The 15,923-nt window shown below is 43.2% G+C and carries 19 protein-coding genes and 1 tRNA gene; 15 read left to right on the top strand and 5 right to left on the bottom strand.

The window, feature by feature from the left end; translation table 11 throughout:
* Window positions 1-36 precede the first annotated feature (36 nt).
* Both KFT32_RS01760 and KFT32_RS01755 read left to right on the top strand, forming a co-directional pair.
* Window positions 37-510, top strand: a complete 474-nt coding sequence (locus KFT32_RS01760) for an ArpU family phage packaging/lysis transcriptional regulator (protein WP_211745372.1) — start codon at window positions 37-39, stop codon at window positions 508-510.
* Window positions 503-694, top strand: a complete 192-nt coding sequence (locus KFT32_RS01755) for a MerR family transcriptional regulator (protein ID WP_211745371.1) — start codon at window positions 503-505, stop codon at window positions 692-694. Before KFT32_RS01760 ends, KFT32_RS01755 begins: the two co-directional genes overlap by 8 nt.
* Before the next feature lie 147 nt (window positions 695-841).
* Here KFT32_RS01755 and KFT32_RS01750 read toward each other — a convergent pair.
* A tRNA-Val gene (locus KFT32_RS01750) sits at window positions 842-914 on the bottom strand.
* A gap of 133 nt (window positions 915-1,047) precedes the next feature.
* Here KFT32_RS01750 and KFT32_RS01745 point away from each other — a divergent pair.
* The 6 genes from KFT32_RS01745 (at window position 1,048) to KFT32_RS01720 (ending at window position 3,816) form a co-directional block, all read left to right on the top strand.
* Window positions 1,048-1,263, top strand: a complete 216-nt coding sequence (locus KFT32_RS01745) for a hypothetical protein (RefSeq protein ID WP_211745370.1) — start codon at window positions 1,048-1,050, stop codon at window positions 1,261-1,263.
* Window positions 1,264-1,444: 181 nt separating this feature from the next.
* Window positions 1,445-1,888: a GNAT family N-acetyltransferase gene (locus KFT32_RS01740; protein ID WP_211745369.1), complete on the top strand. Its 444-nt coding sequence runs from the start codon at window positions 1,445-1,447 to the stop codon at window positions 1,886-1,888.
* Window positions 1,889-2,038: 150 nt separating this feature from the next.
* Entirely contained in the window at window positions 2,039-2,278 is a 240-nt protein-coding gene (locus KFT32_RS01735; protein WP_211745368.1) for a DUF3892 domain-containing protein, read from the top strand.
* 213 nt (window positions 2,279-2,491) lie between these two features.
* Complete coding sequence (locus KFT32_RS01730) at window positions 2,492-2,686, top strand: hypothetical protein (RefSeq protein ID WP_211745367.1); 195 nt, start codon at window positions 2,492-2,494, stop codon at window positions 2,684-2,686.
* A gap of 155 nt (window positions 2,687-2,841) precedes the next feature.
* Window positions 2,842-3,399 carry a copper amine oxidase gene (locus tag KFT32_RS01725; protein ID WP_211745366.1) on the top strand — a complete coding sequence of 186 codons (558 nt, stop codon included), beginning with the start codon at window positions 2,842-2,844 and terminating at the stop codon, window positions 3,397-3,399.
* Between the two features lie 117 nt (window positions 3,400-3,516).
* Window positions 3,517-3,816, top strand: a complete 300-nt coding sequence (locus KFT32_RS01720; RefSeq protein WP_211745365.1) for a DUF1292 domain-containing protein — start codon at window positions 3,517-3,519, stop codon at window positions 3,814-3,816.
* Window positions 3,817-3,966: 150 nt separating this feature from the next.
* On the opposite strand, the gene KFT32_RS01715 is transcribed toward KFT32_RS01720, so the two are convergent.
* Together KFT32_RS01715 and KFT32_RS01710 are read right to left on the bottom strand one after the other, a co-directional pair.
* Window positions 3,967-5,442: an aminotransferase class I/II-fold pyridoxal phosphate-dependent enzyme gene (locus KFT32_RS01715; RefSeq protein ID WP_211745586.1), complete on the bottom strand. Its 1,476-nt coding sequence runs from the start codon at window positions 5,440-5,442 to the stop codon at window positions 3,967-3,969.
* A gap of 103 nt (window positions 5,443-5,545) precedes the next feature.
* Window positions 5,546-6,178: a YktB family protein gene (locus KFT32_RS01710; RefSeq protein ID WP_211745364.1), complete on the bottom strand. Its 633-nt coding sequence runs from the start codon at window positions 6,176-6,178 to the stop codon at window positions 5,546-5,548.
* Between the two features lie 331 nt (window positions 6,179-6,509).
* On the opposite strand from KFT32_RS01710, the gene KFT32_RS01705 reads away from it, so the two are divergent.
* Window positions 6,510-7,109, top strand: a complete 600-nt coding sequence (locus KFT32_RS01705) for a hypothetical protein (RefSeq protein ID WP_211745363.1) — start codon at window positions 6,510-6,512, stop codon at window positions 7,107-7,109.
* A 267-nt stretch (window positions 7,110-7,376) separates the two neighbouring features.
* Window positions 7,377-8,789, top strand: a complete 1,413-nt coding sequence (gene gndA / locus KFT32_RS01700; RefSeq protein ID WP_211745362.1) for an NADP-dependent phosphogluconate dehydrogenase — start codon at window positions 7,377-7,379, stop codon at window positions 8,787-8,789.
* A 6-nt stretch (window positions 8,790-8,795) separates the two neighbouring features.
* Here gndA and KFT32_RS01695 read toward each other — a convergent pair whose 3' ends face one another.
* Complete coding sequence (locus KFT32_RS01695; RefSeq protein ID WP_211745361.1) at window positions 8,796-9,140, bottom strand: hypothetical protein; 345 nt, start codon at window positions 9,138-9,140, stop codon at window positions 8,796-8,798.
* Window positions 9,141-9,300: 160 nt separating this feature from the next.
* On the opposite strand from KFT32_RS01695, the gene KFT32_RS01690 reads away from it, so the two are divergent.
* Window positions 9,301-9,813 carry a shikimate kinase gene (locus KFT32_RS01690; RefSeq protein WP_349304837.1) on the top strand — a complete coding sequence of 171 codons (513 nt, stop codon included), beginning with the start codon at window positions 9,301-9,303 and terminating at the stop codon, window positions 9,811-9,813.
* Window positions 9,814-9,895: 82 nt separating this feature from the next.
* Here KFT32_RS01690 and KFT32_RS01685 read toward each other — a convergent pair whose 3' ends face one another.
* Entirely contained in the window at window positions 9,896-10,195 is a 300-nt protein-coding gene (locus KFT32_RS01685) for a rhodanese-like domain-containing protein (protein ID WP_211745360.1), read from the bottom strand.
* A 175-nt stretch (window positions 10,196-10,370) separates the two neighbouring features.
* Here KFT32_RS01685 and aroA point away from each other — a divergent pair, with 175 nt between their 5' ends.
* The 4 genes from aroA to ptsP all read left to right on the top strand — a co-directional run bounded on the left by aroA (window position 10,371) and on the right by ptsP (window position 15,860).
* Window positions 10,371-11,660, top strand: a complete 1,290-nt coding sequence (gene aroA, locus KFT32_RS01680; RefSeq protein ID WP_211745359.1) for a 3-phosphoshikimate 1-carboxyvinyltransferase — start codon at window positions 10,371-10,373, stop codon at window positions 11,658-11,660.
* 25 nt (window positions 11,661-11,685) lie between these two features.
* Window positions 11,686-12,114, top strand: coding sequence for a CoA-binding protein (locus KFT32_RS01675; protein ID WP_211745358.1), 429 nt, complete (start codon window positions 11,686-11,688; stop codon window positions 12,112-12,114).
* Window positions 12,115-12,234: 120 nt separating this feature from the next.
* Window positions 12,235-14,121, top strand: a complete 1,887-nt coding sequence (locus tag KFT32_RS01670) for a glucose PTS transporter subunit IIA (protein ID WP_211745357.1) — start codon at window positions 12,235-12,237, stop codon at window positions 14,119-14,121.
* The gene (gene ptsP / locus KFT32_RS01665; RefSeq protein ID WP_211745356.1) at window positions 14,118-15,860 is read left to right on the top strand and encodes a phosphoenolpyruvate--protein phosphotransferase; all 1,743 of its coding nucleotides are present in this window, start codon (window positions 14,118-14,120) and stop codon (window positions 15,858-15,860) included. The genes KFT32_RS01670 and ptsP overlap by 4 nt, the downstream gene beginning before the upstream one ends.
* The last annotated feature ends 63 nt before the right edge of the window (window positions 15,861-15,923 follow it).

Below are 15,923 nucleotides of genomic sequence, written 5' to 3'. Positions count from 1 at the left end.
AGCCCCGGCTTCGGTCGGGGAATCTAACAACAAGAGGTGGGGCAACAGAGCTTTTTACCGGAGATTGACAGAGAACAAACCCAGGCTAATGTAGAGGCTGCTCTCGCGAAGTACAGGATTTATAAGTACCTTTCTTTCGAAGAAAGAGAAGCAAGTATCACAGCAGGCTATGATGATAGTCCGAGGAGTAGCCCAACTAATGTAACAACTGATCAAACAGCAAGGATCGCCATCTTCAATGTAGATACAAATGCTTTTCGAAAGGACTATTGTGATCGAGTAGAGCGATCAGTGAAGAGGATGCCTGCACAGGAACGTCTTTTAATAGAAGAAAGATATATGACGAACGAACATGATTACATTACAGATCAAAACGTTTATAACCATAAATTCAAGCCCCCGATTAGTGCTGGGACCTATGCAAAGATCAGATGGAAGGCATTTTATAAGCTCGCGCTTAATATGAACTTAATAGTAGAAAAATCAGAGGAGGTTGAGGCAGATGACTGAGATTGAATTCAAGAGTAAGGAAGACTACCCTTCGGTACTTCATGCCAAGCACATCCAAAAGATATTGGATATAGGAGAACGACAAACTTACGAACTCCTAAACTCTGGTCAGTTCCATGTTGTACAGGTTGGAAGATTAAAAAAAGTATCGAAAGATGTGTTTATCAAATGGTTAGAAGGATAAAAGAAATGGTGCCCTCATCGGCACCATTTTTGTTTTAGCAGGATAAAGGGCACCAAAATGGCACCAATTAAGTTTGTGGCACCATGGGCACCATTGAGTAAAAAGAAGAAAACCCTTGAAGCGAGTAGCCTCAAGGGTTTTCAGTGATGATCTGTAGTGGGCTCGAACCACTGACCCCTACCCTGTCAAGATAGTGCTCTCCCAGCTGAGCTAACAGATCATAATATTTTTAAAGGAATAATCTTATATTATCAGGCTTGTTTTACGCTGTCAATTCAATATTTCATGTTTAATATCCGATTCATTGACACATCCTAAAAAGGAAGAACAATCATCTGGAGGATCGTCATCCCATGGAAAATATACGTAAAATAATTCAATCCAGCTGTATCATCGCAACATTACTGTTCACCATAGCTGGATGTACGCTAGAGCCGTCACAGGAAACTATAGAATTGCAGGAGATGCTGGGGCCTGAATCCGAACTTCCCATCATTGATGAAGTCTATCGTCCTTCGGTAAGAGATGAAGTTTATTCTCCTACTCAAGATGAAATACTGACTCCTTAATTCTTCGAATTCCTTCATAACGTCTATCATAAGTCAGTCCTTTGAAGGGGGCTGGCTTTTTTCTGATGGGTTGAACTTAACATTAATGTGCTGCTCCTGTACTAGGCCATGCTTCTATTGTATAATAACCTGAGTTTTAACAAGTTAAAACACCAAAGAGCCAAAGCAGAGGGGGATATAGATGCCAGCTGAAATTATTAATGTAACCACACAGGAACAATTGGAACAGGGCCTGAACATCCGTAAAGAGGTGTTTGTAAAGGAACAAAACGTTCCGGAAGAAGAAGAAATCGACCAATATGATGTTATTTCTCCCGATGTGCATCATGTTCTTATTCAAGATGGACAGCAAATGGTGGCGACAGGACGCCTCATTTATTATAAAAAAGATACGGCCAAGCTACAGCGTGTTGCTGTTCTGAAAACCCATCGCGTTCATGGCTATGGACGTGTGCTGATCATGGCACTAGAAGAGCGCGCAAGAGAGCTTGGACTTACGTATTCCATTTTGGATGCTCAGGTTCAGGCGGAAGGATTCTACGCAAAGCTCGGATATGAAGTGATTTCAGATGAGCCTTTTTATGATGCAGGTATTTTACACGTACGTATGCAGAAAGCATTGTAATTCATATCACTTACATAGGAAGCTCCTTTTTGAGACATACTAGGATGGTCGGGCAAGGAAAGTGGATATAAGCACTTATTGATGATCACTTTTCTTCTGACTCGGCACCAGTAGTACACTAAATATAGTGCAAAAAGGAGTGTTGTTCTTATGGAAAATAACACGCGCGAGCACTTTGTCGCTGTTCAGAAAAACGGAGATGGCGATTTAACCGCATTTAAAACTTCCTCCGGTCGTGTTCTTGATTACAATCAGGCGTTGAATGAAATTCAATCCGGAACAATTGCTGGAGCGAATGTATTTAAGGCAAAAGGAGGATCCCTTCGGATCCGTGGAGACGCTGACGGAGATCCAACGAATAACCTTGACCAATTGCCGATATTCCAATAATGTGATGAGCCGGGTGGAACCGGATATATATGAAAAAGGAGCCCCTAGAGGCTCCTTTTTTGCATGCCTACAAGGTAGAGTGTTTGCTAAAAAAACAAATCGTTTAACCATCTGCACCTTCTCCGCAAATCCCCATACAATGCATTACCGAGGCAAGGATTCTGCCGGAATGCCAGAATTCTATGCATTACTAGGGAAGCGGGGAATCAGGCGATGGTAAAAGGAAAAGGGAAAAAAACAGTGGCAAAGAAAGAGAAAGTTCGGGGAGGAATGAGAATTGTCACTTCCGAAGTCTGTGAGGCATGCAAGACGCCTTGTGACATAGGGATGGCCTATGCCGCACGTATGCGAGAGCCAGGCGCTGTAGGCAAAGGAGTTCCTTGTATCCTAACCAAACCGAAGGGATAGCATCAAAACCGCGTCGTTCTCACTGAGATGGGAATAGCGCGGTTTTATTTGTTTTTTAAGGAATCTGTAAAATTCTCTGCTATTTTGCGCAACTTGTCCTGCCGGATGAAGTATAAATATACATACTACTTTATAGCTGGAGGGAATGTACGATTATGAAATGGAAAAGAACACTGGCCCTGGTACTTGTCTTCTCTCTCGTGGGCGGTGGATCCATGTTGTTCGCTGATTCGGTTACCGAAAAAATTCGTGTCGTAATCAATGGCAATGATGTCAATGGTGGCGGTTATTATATTAATGGGACAACCTATGCTCCTGTCCGTGAAATTAACGGACTGACGTCTTGGGATGCAGGAAGTAAGAAGGTGACGGTGATTCAACCGAATGTTCATATTACGTTGTTTAAAGGCGATACAGTTTTCGGGAATGTGAATGTGGGTAAACTGAAGTTTAATGTCCTGAGTCAGGTTGATAGTCTGGATGGAAAGGTATCGGAAGTCAAAGTTGCCATAACTGATCCTTCTGGAAAAGTAAAAGATATACAATCGGAGAAGTTGGGAAGCGGATCTAAGGACAATTTTTGGTTCAAAACCAATGATTTTACTTATGATTTTAAAAAAAGCGGGAAATATAAAGTAGGGTTCTATATGAAGCCTTCTGGAGGCAATTCGTTCTTTCTCGTATCTGAAAAAGTAATTACCGCGCTTGATTAATTAACAGACAATCACTCAATTGATTTTATGCTTTAATAGTGTTACGATACTTCGGTATGATTACTATACGAGCGTATGATTACAACACAAATATAGATGAAATGAGGTATAGATGAAATGAGCGATCATAACCACGTACATGATGAGAACTGCAATCACGATCACGACCACGAACCTCAGGTGCTTATCTTTGAAGATGAGAACGGTCAAGAGGTTGAAATGATTTTGGTACAAACCTTTGATGTTGACGATAAGGAATACGCTGTATTCGTTGAGCGCAACAATCCGGAAGAGGACGGTCTTATTCTTCGCTTTGAAGAAGAGAACGATGAAGTATCCCTTTACCAGATCGAAGATGAAGATGAGTGGAAACGTGTAGAAGCTGCATTTAACAAAATGGTTGAAGAGCAGGAATAAGAAGGTTGAAGCAAGAAAAGTCTCTTGAATGAAGAGGCTTTTCTTTTTTTGCCCGGAATCAATGCGAGCGATTGTTCAAAAAAGGACCTGTTCAGCAGTAAGCTAAACAAGTCCCTAACGTATAAATAAAATGTAAGAGAAAGAGATCGACTAGAAGATTGGATCTGCTTCTACAATTACTTTTACATTCGTAATGTAGCGGTCCTCAGGACCTTTGACAGGCAATCCTACTTCAACGTGCTCCGTAATATAGTTAATATTCTCTTGGGAAATAACTTCTCCTGGAAGAAGGATAGGAATACCAGGCGGGTATACATAAATAAATTCAGCAATAATGCGTCCTGCGGATTCTTTAAAAGGAATCACTTCCGTATCCCCATAAAATGCCTCGCGCGGTGTTAACATCAGCTGTGGAATCTCTGGGATTTTGACAATCAGATCGTTCGCTGTGTTGACGTTATAAAAAGTTTTGGACAACTCACGAAGCGCATCAAGCAGCGTATTTACCGTATCATCATTATCTCCTGGAGTAATCAGGCAGAGGATATTGTACATATCGCTCATTTCCACTTCAATATTATAGTGCTCACGAAGCCAGTTCTCCGTATCGTATCCGGTGAGGCCTAGATGACGTACATGGACCGTAACTTTGGTCGGATCATAGCTATACGTCGCTTCTCCACCGAGAATTTCTGCTCCAAAGCAATACAACCCTTCCACATCATTGATCGAACGTCTCGCATATTCAGCAAGTTCAATCGCTTTTTGAGCCATCGAATGTCCATTGAGCGCAAGATTACGTCTGGACGTATCAAGGGAAGAGAGCAAGATATAGGAAGTTGAAGTAGTCGTCAGCATACTAATGATGGTTTGAACTCGCTGCGGATTCACAAATCCATGTTTGGTGTTTAGGTTTAGTACAGAACTTTGCGTCATGGAACCACCAAGTTTATGGACACTAGTCGCTGCCATATCAGCTCCCGCTTCCATTGCAGACATCGGAAGATCCTCGTGAAAATGAATGAGTACCCCATGTGCTTCATCGACAAGTACAGGAACTTGGTAACTGTGAGCAAGATCCACAATTTCTTTCAGATTGGCACATACCCCAAAGTACGTAGGATTAATAACAAGCACAGCTTTAGCGTCGGGATGACGCTCTAGAGCACGGCGAACCGAGCCTACTGTAATACCGTGATCAATACCCAAATTCTCATCACTCACCGGAGAGACGAAAACAGGTTTTGCACCCGAAAAAATGATGGCAGACATAACCGATTTGTGTACGTTACGCGGTACGATGATTTTCTCACCAGGGCCGCATACAGACAGAATCATGGTCATAATAGCACTGCTTGTCCCTTGTACGCTAAAGTACGTATAGTCCGAACCAAAAGCGTCAGCTGCAAGCATCTGGGCTTCCTCAATGACACCTGTCGGTTGATGTAAATCATCAAGCGGCGCGATGTTAATCAAATCTATGGAAAGGGCATTGTCCCCTATAAATTCGCGGAATTCAGAGTCCGTTCCAAGTCCTTTTTTGTGACCAGGGATGTGAAACTGTACCGGATTGTTAGCCGCGTGTGTTTTGAGGGCAGTAAAAAGCGGCGTACGACGGTGATCCATGGATTCTGTCACAACCTTTCTCTATTAGAAATAATCAAACCTAAATGAGTATAGCAAAATGGAAAGGGAATGTAACGAATTTTTTGTGATGAAAGTCACTTCATTAAAAAGCCATTTTATAAAGCGGCGCAAGCTGTGAAAAAACTTCCTGAGCCTTCTGCCCAAAAGCTTCTCCATCACGGAGCAATGGATCATCCTGTTCAATTCGCAAACCACATAAGATTTCTGATTTTTTAACGGTTTTTAGTCGTTCAGCCATCTTCTCGAAATCAGCCTTTGAGAGGTCCTTATGAAGGGTTCCTTCCGGTACCATATGATCGGTTGACCAGTAGAAATGATTAGGGATTTGCTCCTGAACATCCTCGATCTGCCTGGACAAGGCTTCTGCAAAAACTTCTTTATTATTACTTTCGTAAATGATGGCGAAGATGACAAATACATGAGTTCCAAACATGCCTACCTGAAAATGAGGATGAGCTTTGTAACCACGTTTGTTATTAGCTATCGCCACCCAAGTATCATTTGGGGGATTCACGGTACGGCGTGCATGCTTAGCAACATGAACAAACATTTCCTCTCCGACAAGATTGCTTAGAAAAGGAGCTGTTTCTGTGCCGATTTCATTTAGTTTTGGACGGATTCGATCAATTAATAATTCCATACGGGGTTCTAGGCCCGGTATATCAAAAACATCAAAATCTTCAGATGTAAATGAAGGGTAGGTTAGTGTAGTCATTTGGTTTATTCCTCCTTAGAATGCGATGGACAAGTTTTATATATATAAGCATGAACCTTATCGCTGGCCAATATAATAGGATACAAAAACAATACGGGACTCATTATAACACAGGTACCTCAGTTCGCACTTCACTATACCCTGTCCTTTAGCTGTTTTGTTCATGAAGATTTCATGTCTAAAAATGGTCAAATAACTACGTACCCTTACCCTTGAAAACGTATAAAATAGGGTAAGCCGACTTATGGTGGAACGTAGATCATAAGGGCCATGGCGGCAAGTCATCATAATAAGACTCCGGATCATCATCCGGCATGGAGGAGGAAGTGCCGTGAACAAGAGCTATGAAGTGGAATACTGCAATCTAGAGCTCCGGTTTAACCGTCGGCATATCCAACAGCTCATCAAAGACTTGATTCAGGAAGGATATTCGCTGTATTGGAGTGAAGATGAAAGTTTATTTATTTTATCCGTGAGAACGGGTCGTAAATTGGTCAAATTGAAATTTCAACTCATGCGAACAGGCGACTACAAGCTGATTGGTGACTATATTATTAAAGATGCTAAACTTGCCGAGTTCATAGAAAAATTAATCGGAGACACACGAGGCCATGCGGTTGTCCGCAGGTTTAAGGACCACATCATCGTTGTTGAAAATATATTGTTCGGCGAAGTCATTCGCCTGGTAGAAGTAACGGGATTTAAGCAAAGGGTCATTTACCAGAAGGGTCCGACTCCTACCATAGAAGAAATGGAAGAAATGTTCTCTTCAAGGGAAGGAGAGATGAGGCTGCTGCTTTTGCAGATGGAAGTGGATGATGAACTTGAACGGCTTCATACCGCAATCCATAACGGAGACGAAGCAAAAGCGGAGACTTGCCGTAACTATTTGAAACAAATGCAGGATCGGATGTTAATGCTTGAATGGTAAATGGCGAAGAGAACCATACTATATTTTATATGAGTATTTGATGAACACCTCATGAAAAGAGGTGTTTTATCCTTGTTTACACTTCTGCAGGGGTTCACTTCCAATAGCAAAAGCGTTAGAATAGGATTAATGTTAGGGCGTCCTTCTTTTGCTTACATATATTAAGGAATGCTTTGTATTGTCTACTTGTGGACAAGTACCTTAATTGGACGGCTCTAGTAACAAAAGATTAGGCAAAAAATAACGTAGCAAAGGATGGAGAACATATTGGCGAAACAACAAATTGGTGTTATTGGCCTAGCTGTAATGGGCAAAAACTTAGCCCTGAATATCGAAAGCAAGGGGTTTACGGTGTCTGTGTTTAACCGTTCTCCGGAGAAAACGCATGACCTTCTGAAAGAAGCAGAGGGTAAAAATTTGCAAGGGACTTTCTCTATTGAAGAGTTTGTAGAATCCCTTGAATCTCCTCGTAAAATTCTGATCATGGTTCAAGCAGGACCAGCGACAGACGCGACGATTCAGCAGCTTGTTCCTCATTTGGATAAAGGAGACATCATCATTGATGGTGGTAATGCTTACTTCCCTGATACCGTTCGTCGCAGCAAGGAACTGGAAGAGCAAGGTTTCCGTTTCATCGGCGCAGGTGTTTCCGGTGGTGAAGAAGGCGCACTGAAAGGTCCATCCATTATGCCAGGCGGACAGGAAAGTGCTTATGAACTGGTAAAACCAATCTTAACTTCTATTGCGGCTCAAGTTAATGGAGAGCCTTGCACAACATATATCGGTCCAGATGGTGCTGGACATTATGTAAAAATGGTACACAACGGTATCGAATACGGAGATATGCAGCTAATTGGTGAAGCATACCACTTGCTGAAAGACGTACTTGGTCTTACTGCAGAAGAGTTCCATCAAATTTTCTCTGAGTGGAACAAAGGCGAGCTTGATAGTTACTTGATTGAAATTACTGCTGATATCTTCTCCAAATATGATGAAGAAACAGGCAAACCAATGGTAGATGTTATCATGGATGCAGCAGGACAAAAAGGTACAGGAAAATGGACGAGCCAAAGCGCATTGGATCTTGGTGTGCCATTGTCTATGATTACCGAATCGGTATTCTCCCGTTTCCTTTCTGCCATGAAAGAAGAGCGTATTGCAGCTAGCAAAGTGCTTAGCGGCCCGAAAACAGAGCCATTCTCTGGTGACAAACAAGAGTTTATCGAGAATGTACGCAAAGCATTGTTTGCAAGTAAAATCGTTTCTTATGCTCAAGGTTTTGCACAAATGCGTGCTGCTTCAGACGAGTACGGCTGGAATTTGAAATACGGTAACATTGCAATGATCTTCCGCGGTGGATGCATCATTCGTTCCCAATTCCTGCAAAACATCAAAGATGCATATGACAAAGATGCAGAACTGAAAAACTTGCTTCTTGATCCATACTTCAAAAATGTAGTAGAATCCTACCAAGATGCATGGCGTAAGGTGATTTCCGTTGCTGTTGAGAATGGAATTCCGGTACCTGGTTTCTCCAGTGCGATTTCCTACTATGACAGCTACCGTACGGAACGTCTTCCTGCGAACTTGCTTCAGGCTCAGCGTGACTACTTCGGTGCGCATACGTTCAAACGTGTGGACAAAGAAGGTACATTCCACCACAACTGGATGGATAAATAAGACGGTTTAAGATACGCTATAATTTGTGACTTCATGTTGCATCTCTCCGCGGAGGCCATAGATTGCCTCGTGTAGACAGGTTTTTAATCTTTCCTGCGTGGAATGGGTAGCTGTGCGTTCACCCAAAAGCAGCATGGCAGCTTCACTGAAGTATTGAAAATTGGTAATGAGACGTGGCTTTGGAAGATTCATGATCAGTGGATCCTCCAAAGCCACTTTTTGTTGTACATAATGCAGTACTAGCAGTACATCATCTCGGCATATTACATAGCCTGGTTCAAAGATTCGAGTAATTCTACTAGGAACTACTGGTTGGTCCAGTACGGGAAGACAAGTCAAATCATCCATCATATTTACACTCCTCACAGGTATCTCTACTTTTCATCTCTATCATCCATACGTGAAAGGATGTCCTGATATGACTTCTTGGCGGATCTTTTTTTCTGTGTTATGTTTAGAAGAATAAAAGGAATCGGACTAATTGGGTCTAGGATGAAGGGGTGGAGAGGCAGTGAGCAGGAAAGCTGATAATATCATTCTCGTTGGAATGATGGGCACAGGCAAGACAACAGTATCCACATTGCTGGCGCAAGAACTGGGTTACACATTAATTGATATCGATACTGATGTAGAGGCAAAAGAAGGTTGTCCTATCCCTGTCTTATTCCAAGAAAAAGGAGAAGATTATTTCCGTGAGGTAGAGAGTAAGACGTTATGCAGAATTCTTGAAGGATCTTCTCAAGTGGTATCCACCGGGGGTGGCTCTGTACTTCGTCCATCGAATCGTGAGATGATGAAGAATACAGGCTGGGTTGTATCCCTGACAGCAAGTCCAGAAGCAATTATTTCCCGTGTTTCATCTAGTGATGATAGACCACTGCTTGCAGGAAATATCGAAGAGCGAGTCAAGAAAATTATGGAAGAACGTAGAGATGCCTATTCTTTTGCACATGTATCGATCGATACTTCGGATTTGAGTCCGGAAGAGGTTGTTAGTCATATTTTAACGCTTTACCGCGTCTAAGCTGTTGTGCTTTTAAGATACATTGTAGTATGATGTTAAAAAGAAAAAGGGGGCAGGCTTTGCCTGCCCCTTACGTCTTCGATTATTCGGACCAAGCTATCATTCCGCCGACTAGGTTTACGCATCCTGGATATCCAAGGTCTGTGAGATATTCACAAGCTCTCTCACTGCGATAACCACTACGGCAAATGAAGATGGTTTCCTCTGTTTTTTCGATCTCATCAAGACGATTAGGAATTTGTCCAAGTGGAATATGTTTAGCACCTGGAATCATTCCAGCAGCGACTTCCTCATCTTCACGGACATCAATCAATTGAATAACTTCACCTGACTGTAGACGAGCTTTGAGCTCAGCAGGCGTAATCTCAGGTACCTGATTCATGGATATTCCTCTTTTCTATCTTTAGATATTTATCTCTGTGATCCTCATGGGCACGTTCTTACGGATAACTATTCCATGATACCGAAGGGAAGAGGAGCCTGTCAATTTGAGTATAAAAGATATTTTGTATCGTGTACAAAGCGTAACTGATTTTATATAAAAAGGAGTCATTATTATGGACGTTATCGTAAATAACACCCCTTCCTTAACTGGCACAATTGATGCCCTATCTTCCAAAAACTATACAACGCGTTATTTGCTTGTTGCTGCATTGGCAGAGGGGACAAGCACAATTTATTATCCTGCTCACAGTGAAGATAGCGATGCAATGCGCCGCTGTATCCAAGATCTAGGAGCAGTACTTGTAGAAGATGAAGAGAAAATAACCATTACCGGATTTGGTTCTACTCCTCGTCCTCATGGAAAACTGGATGTAGGGAATGCGGGAGCCGTCCTGCGATTTTTGATGGGGATTGCAGCACTTGGAGAAGAGATCACATTCGTCAATACATACCCTGAATCTCTTGGTAAAAGACCGCATCAAGATTTAATTGATGCGCTAGAGCAGCTTGGCGTAGAAGTAGATCACCAGGACGGCAGACTGCCAATCACGATTCGGGGTGGCAAACCGCAAGGTGGAGTCATCCGGGTATCTGGTTCGGTAAGTTCCCAGTATCTGAGTGCGCTGCTCTTCCTGACACCACTTCTTCCTCAGGATAGCACGATTGAAGTACTGAACGATCTCAAATCAAAAGTCGTTATCGGACAAACGCTCGAAGTATTGGAGCAAGCTGGTATTGTCATTCATGCAAGTGATGACTATATGTCATTCCAGGTTCCAGGTTCTCAAAAATATGCAGCAGCACATTATACAGTGCAAGGGGACTATCCCGGTTCTGCAGCGATTCTGGCTGCAGCTGCGGTAACGGAGTCGGATGTGGCCGTTACAAGACTGATGGAGAAAAGCAAACAGGGCGAACGCGCTATTGTCGATGTTTTACAGATGATGAATGTACCTTTGACGCATAAAGATAATATCGTTCATGTGAAAGGGAACGGAAAACTGTCTGCTGTCGAATTTGATGGAGACGTAGCAACAGATGCGGTACTTGCGATGGTTGCCGCAGCTGTTTTTGCAGAAGGAACTTCTCGTTTCTATAATGTGGAGAATTTAAGGTATAAAGAATGTGATCGAATCACAGATTATTTGAATGAGCTCTCCAAAGCAGGAGCGAGAGTGGAAGAAAAGCAGGCGGAAATTATTGTACACGGCCGGCCTGAAGGGGTTGAAGGTGGCGTGGAGATCAATGCACATTATGATCATCGTGTCATCATGGCGCTGACAGTTGTAGGTCTGCGTGCACAAAAGCCGCTACGTATCAAGGATGCTCATCACGTGGCCAAATCCTATCCTGGGTATTTCGATCATTTACAGGCGCTTGGCGCAAACGTAGAATGGGTATAGTAAAGGTAGAAAGGTGCTGATAAATATGGCATTTGAAAATCCATCTCGTGATGAAATCAAAGAACTTCTTCGTTCTGCTGGGAATATTGCTGTTGTGGGCTTGTCTGACAAGCCAGATCGTACTTCTTATATGGTCTCACAGGCAATGCAAAGCCGGGGCTATCGAATTATTCCGGTTAATCCTAGTGCAGATGAAATTCTCGGAGAAAAATGTTATGCAAAACTCGCAGATATTCCCGAACCTGTGGATATCGTTAATGTCTTCCGGCGTAGTGAGTACTGTGCTGAGGTGGCAAAAGAGGCAGCTGAGATCAACGCAAAAGTGTTATGGTTACAGCTCGGTGTAGTCAGTGAAGAAGCTGCTCAGATTGGTGCAGAACACGGAATGACCGTCATTATGGACCGTTGTATCAAGGTTGAGGATTCCATTTTGCTGGGCAAAGAGCAAAGGTAAATGATTGAATAGAGACCCCTTTACGGAGGGGTCTTTTTGCTGACACAAAAGCAATAGTGGATTCATTTTGACAAAAGGACATGGAACGCTTACCATCTAGATTAGAAAGGAGAGGGTGCCATGAATTGGCTCGGTTCCTTGCAACAGCTCGGTAGAGCTGTCATGCTCCCCACGATGGTATTACCTGCAGCAGCTATTTTGCTGAGTGTAGGCAGTTTGCCATGGAGTTCTTGGGGATTTGAAAGTGTAAGCGGAATCGCTACGGTAGCAGGTCAAAGCCTGTTTTATTTTTTACCGTATTTATTTGCGGTTGGTGTGGCGCTTGGTTTATCCAATCAGGCCGGCCAAGCAGGTCTTGCTGCCCTGTCTGGGATGATTATCTACGACCAGGTGGTAAGTCACTTCGGAAACGGATTGGTTCAACCTGCATCACTTATCGGTATAATTCTTGGTGCGATCGCCGGGATTACTCATAATCGATTTAAAAGTATACGACTTCCTGAGATTTTACAATTCTTTGGGGGTTCGCGTTTTGTTTTGCTGATTGTAGGACTAATTGCAGCATTATTTTCCTGCGTGATGCTTGGAATTGCTCCGATGATACAATATTTGCTGGATTTGATTGCTTCAATGGAATATCAGCTTGGGGGATTCGGACTTTTTTTGTATGGAATTTTGTACCGGGTTCTTGTTGCGTTTGGACTCCATCATCTGCTGAATAACGTTTTCTGGTTCCAGCTTGGCTCCTATGAGACAGTAGACGGACAGGTTGTTACCGGGGACTTGCCTCGCTTCTTTGCAGGGGATCCAACAGCAGGTTATTTCATGTCTGGACTGTTCCCTATTATGATGTTTGCCATTCCGGCTATTGCGCTTGCTATTATTCAGGAAGCTAGGGAAGATTTGAAGCCAAAAGTAAAGAAAACGTTTATGACCTCGGCACTGGTTTGTTTTTTGACAGGTGTTTCAGAGCAGATCGAGTTTGCTTTTTTATTTGCGGCGCCTTATTTGTTTATTGTTCATGCAGTCATGTCAGGTCTCGCCCTTTGGATCAGTTATTTACTTGAAATACGTCATGGATTCTCTTATTCGGCAGGAGCCATTGACTACATATTGAACTTTCATTTATCTGAAAATGGTCTGTTACTTATTCCGATTGGGATTTTATACGGATTAATTTATTATTATTTATTTCGCTGGGCGATCCGTACCTTCCGGATCCCTACTCCAGGACGTGAGGAAGGATCGGTGCTCGAAGATTGGGTTGGCAGTATACCTTATCAGGCCCCGCTGATTCTAGAGGCACTAGGCGGAAAAAGAAATATTGTTCAAGTAGAGGCTTGTATTACTAGACTCCGGCTTACCGTTCATAATGATCGTCTGATTGATGTGAGTGCTATGAAGGCACTTGGTTCAGCTGGTCTGATCAAGCTAGGAGGCGGAAATGTACAGGTTGTGTTTGGTACCTATTCTGAGCTCATACGTGAAGAAATTGCCAAACTGCTAGAACGAGATTTGCCACAAGTTTTATTCAGTGCACCCGTTCAGGGCAAAATGCTGCCAATCGAGGACGTGCCGGACAAAATTTTTGCCGGAAAGCTTGTAGGGGATGGCGTAGCCTTTATACCGGAAAATGGAGAACTTCTTTCACCTGTTTACGGCACCATTATGCATCTCTATCCGACGATGCATGCGATTGGAATTCAAACACCAGAAGGACTCGAAGTACTGCTCCATATTGGGATTGATACTTCGCAGCTCAAAGGTCACTTTGAAGCCGTTGTAAAAGAAGGCGATACGGTAGAACCGGGTCAACTTATGATTAAATTTGATCATGCCGGGCTGCAGAGGGAAGCTCCTTCCTTAGTAACACCAATGGTAATTACGAATCCTGACCGAGTGAAATCATGGAGTTATGCTCCATTCAAGCAAGTTAGAAAAGGCCAGGCATCGGTTATGTCTGTTGTACTATATGAAGATAGGAATGTTGGAGGGGTAGAAGCATGATACAAGGCATCTCAGGAGCGGCAGGCGTCGCTATAGGCAAGGCATTTGTCCTTCCCAGCTGGGAGTGGGATTTACCAGACCAAAAAATGGACGTCGTTGACCTGGCCAAGGAATTTGAGCGGCTGTACGAAGGCATTAAAACTTCCCGTGATGAGATTGAAACGATTAAACAGGAGTTTAATGAAGTAGTTGGCCCAGAAGAATCCAGCATTTTTGATGCACATTTGGCGATACTTGAAGACCCTGTGTTCATGAACGAAATCCAGGGGATTATTGAGCGTCAGTATAAGGCCGCTGAAGTTGCGGTCAAAGAAGCAATTGATCATTTTGTGACGATGTTTGATTTACTTGATGATGAATATATGAAAGAACGCGCGCTGGATATTAAGGATGTAGGAAACCGCTTGTTAAAACATTTGCTGGGAGCTCCCGAAATTACGCTCCCGTCTGATACCAAACCTTATATTCTAGTTGCCAAAGAACTATCTCCTTCTCAACTTGCCCATCTTAATCCCAAGTATGTACTTGGGATCGTGACTCTGATTGGAGGTAAGACTTCTCATTCTGCCATTATGGCAAGGGCGCTCGGCATACCGATGGTATCGGGGCTTGAGAATAGTGTGAACCTCCCGGTGCAAACAGGAGATACGTTGATTATTAACGGGGATGAAGGTTCTGTATATGTAAATCCGAGCGAGAAGATGATGGAGAGATACACGGCCATTCGGAATCAGCAACTCCGTAAAAAGGAACAACTTCAGGTGCTGGCAGAGGTTGATGCTGTGACGAAAGATGGTACTTTGCTGCAGCTTGCAGCTAATATCAGCTCAACGAAAGAACTGGAAATGGCTCTTCGTCACGGTGCAAAAGGTGTAGGATTATTTCGAACCGAGTTCTTATACATGGACCGGGCTACCTTCCCAACGGTTGAGGAACAATTTGACGTATACCGTCATGTTGTGGAGAGAGCAGGAGGGCAGTCGGTCGTCATCCGGACACTCGATATTGGCGGAGACAAACAGCTTGACTATTTTCCGCTCGCGGAGGAAGATAACCCTTTCCTTGGATACCGTGCAATCCGTATTAGCCTAGACTTGAAAGATTTATTTAAAACTCAGTTAACTGCGATCCTGAGAGCAAGTGTGTATGGTAAAGCCAAAATTATGTATCCTATGATTTCATCGCTGGATGAAGTGAGGGAAGCGAATCAAGTACTTAAGGAAGCAAAAGCAGATCTTGATCGGCTAGGAGTACCTTATGACAAGGATATTGAGGTAGGTATCATGATCGAAGTGCCTGCTGCAGCTGTCATTGCAGATTTACTTGCTGCGGAAGTTGATTTCTTCAGTATCGGTACCAATGACCTTGTGCAGTATGTGCTTGCTGTAGACCGAATGAATGAGCAGATTGCCCATTTATACCATCCGTTCCATCCATCCATTCTGCGAATGCTTAAGATGACTGCGGAGGCAGCACATGCAGCCGGAATTGGAATCAGCGTATGCGGAGAACTGGCTGGTGATGAACGAGCAGTTCCGATCTGGATTGAGCTAGGTATTCACAATCTGAGTATGTCTCCCCAGTCCCTGCTTCGAGTTAAGCATCGGCTTCTGAATACGGCTGCCAAGGATGCAAAAGAAATAGCAAAAGCTTGTATGTCGATGTCAAGAAGCCAAGAGATAGAAGCGAAGCTGGAGGATTATATTAAAGAACATTCGAAAGGTCCCACCTTGTCGTAGTGATTCCAATTCATAAAAAAGACTGATTTAACCGTGGCTTGCTACGGTTAAATCAGTCTTTTT

Source organism: Paenibacillus sp. Marseille-Q4541 (assembly GCF_018310695.1).
In the GTDB taxonomy this organism is placed as follows: Bacteria; Bacillota; Bacilli; order Paenibacillales; family Paenibacillaceae; genus Paenibacillus.
Note: the sequence above shows the minus strand (reverse complement) of the source record. Positions and strands in the feature narration are given on the sequence as shown.

Bases quoted from the DNA above. Each gene is read 5' to 3' on its own strand.
- KFT32_RS01755 (WP_211745371.1), top strand. From the start codon at position 503: ATGACTGAGATTGAATTCAAGAGTAAGGAAGACTACCCTTCGGTACTT.
- KFT32_RS01745 (WP_211745370.1), top strand. From the start codon at position 1,048: ATGGAAAATATACGTAAAATAATTCAATCCAGCTGTATCATCGCAACA.
- KFT32_RS01740 (WP_211745369.1), top strand. From the start codon at position 1,445: ATGCCAGCTGAAATTATTAATGTAACCACACAGGAACAATTGGAACAG.
- KFT32_RS01735 (WP_211745368.1), top strand. From the start codon at position 2,039: ATGGAAAATAACACGCGCGAGCACTTTGTCGCTGTTCAGAAAAACGGA.
- KFT32_RS01730 (WP_211745367.1), top strand. From the start codon at position 2,492: ATGGTAAAAGGAAAAGGGAAAAAAACAGTGGCAAAGAAAGAGAAAGTT.
- KFT32_RS01725 (WP_211745366.1), top strand. From the start codon at position 2,842: ATGAAATGGAAAAGAACACTGGCCCTGGTACTTGTCTTCTCTCTCGTG.
- KFT32_RS01720 (WP_211745365.1), top strand. From the start codon at position 3,517: ATGAGCGATCATAACCACGTACATGATGAGAACTGCAATCACGATCAC.
- KFT32_RS01715 (WP_211745586.1), bottom strand. From the start codon at position 5,442: ATGGATCACCGTCGTACGCCGCTTTTTACTGCCCTCAAAACACACGCG.
- KFT32_RS01710 (WP_211745364.1), bottom strand. From the start codon at position 6,178: ATGACTACACTAACCTACCCTTCATTTACATCTGAAGATTTTGATGTT.
- KFT32_RS01695 (WP_211745361.1), bottom strand. From the start codon at position 9,140: ATGATGGATGATTTGACTTGTCTTCCCGTACTGGACCAACCAGTAGTT.
- KFT32_RS01685 (WP_211745360.1), bottom strand. From the start codon at position 10,195: ATGAATCAGGTACCTGAGATTACGCCTGCTGAGCTCAAAGCTCGTCTA.
- aroA (WP_211745359.1), top strand. From the start codon at position 10,371: ATGGACGTTATCGTAAATAACACCCCTTCCTTAACTGGCACAATTGAT.
- KFT32_RS01675 (WP_211745358.1), top strand. From the start codon at position 11,686: ATGGCATTTGAAAATCCATCTCGTGATGAAATCAAAGAACTTCTTCGT.
- KFT32_RS01670 (WP_211745357.1), top strand. From the start codon at position 12,235: ATGAATTGGCTCGGTTCCTTGCAACAGCTCGGTAGAGCTGTCATGCTC.
- ptsP (WP_211745356.1), top strand. From the start codon at position 14,118: ATGATACAAGGCATCTCAGGAGCGGCAGGCGTCGCTATAGGCAAGGCA.